1 protein-coding gene is annotated in these 1,348 nt (G+C 48.7%); it reads left to right on the plus strand.

The features are described from left to right. On the plus strand, positions 1-1,336 hold a 1,336-nt coding region (putP, locus tag ACWHAR_RS21525; protein ID WP_452087774.1), incomplete at its 5' end, for a sodium/proline symporter PutP. Positions 1,337-1,348: the final 12 nt, after the last annotated feature.

The following is a 1,348-nucleotide window of genomic DNA, read 5'->3' on the forward strand; positions in this document are numbered from 1 at the left end:
AACCGCTCTCAGTGCCGGCGCTGCCTATATGAGCGGCTGGCTGCTGATGGGGCTTCCGGGCGCCATGTTTTCTACTGGTCTGAGCGGCGCTTGGATCGTCATCGGACTTTGCCTTGGAGCGTGGGCGAACTGGCTTTACGTCGCACCGCGGCTGAGAACCTATACTGAAAAAGCGGGGAATTCCATTACAATTCCCGGATTCCTGGAAAATCGCTTCGGAGATCAAACAAAGCTTCTCAGACTGTTTTCAGGAATTGTCATTTTAGTCTTTTTCACGTTTTATGTATCGTCCGGAATGGTGTCCGGCGGCGTCTTATTCAACAGCATCTTGGGGATGGATTATCACACCGGCCTGTGGATTGTGACGGGTGTTGTTGTGGCATACACCCTGTTTGGCGGCTTTTTGGCAGTCAGCTGGACAGATTTTGTTCAGGGGATTATTATGTTTGCCGCACTCATTCTTGTGCCGATCGTTACGTTTTTCCACACGGGAGGAGCAGGTGATACAGTTGCTGAAATCCGCTCTGTAGATCCTGATATGTTTAATATTTTCAAAGGAACGAGCGTCCTTGGCATTATTTCTTTGTTTGCCTGGGGGCTGGGATACTTTGGCCAGCCGCATATTATTGTGCGTTTTATGGCGATCAACTCTGTCAAAGAGATCAAAAGAGCGCGCAGAATCGGGATGGGCTGGATGATTTTGTCTGCAGTAGGCGCAGTGCTGACCGGTTTGGGCGGAATCGCTTATTACCATCAGCGCGGCATGACACTGAAGGACCCAGAGACGATTTTTATTCAATTAGGGAATATCTTGTTTCATCCGATTATCACGGGTTTTCTGATTTCAGCGATTTTGGCCGCGATTATGAGTACCATTTCTTCTCAGCTGCTTGTGACATCAAGCTCTCTGGTAGAAGATTTGTATAAGTCGATGTTCAGACGCTCAGCTTCAGATAAAGAGCTGGTGTTTTTAGGCCGTCTGGCTGTTCTGGCTGTTTCAATTGTCGCGTTGGTTCTGGCTTGGGAGAAAAATAACACTATCCTTGGATTGGTCAGCTACGCGTGGGCGGGCTTCGGTGCATCATTCGGGCCGGTTGTACTGCTCAGTCTGTTTTGGAAACGAATGACCAAATGGGGGGCACTCGCCGGCATGATTGTGGGAGCAGCGACTGTAATCATTTGGGCGAATGCCGGTCTTTCGGACTTTCTGTATGAAATGATACCTGGTTTTGCTGCGAGTCTATTATCTGTGTTTTTTGTCAGCATATTGACGCAGGCTCCGTCACAGGCTGTCACAGACCAGTTCAACGACTACCAAGATACAATGTCGCAATAAAGATCGAAAGGA

It is taken from the genome of Bacillus sp. LR--39, assembly GCF_053613335.1.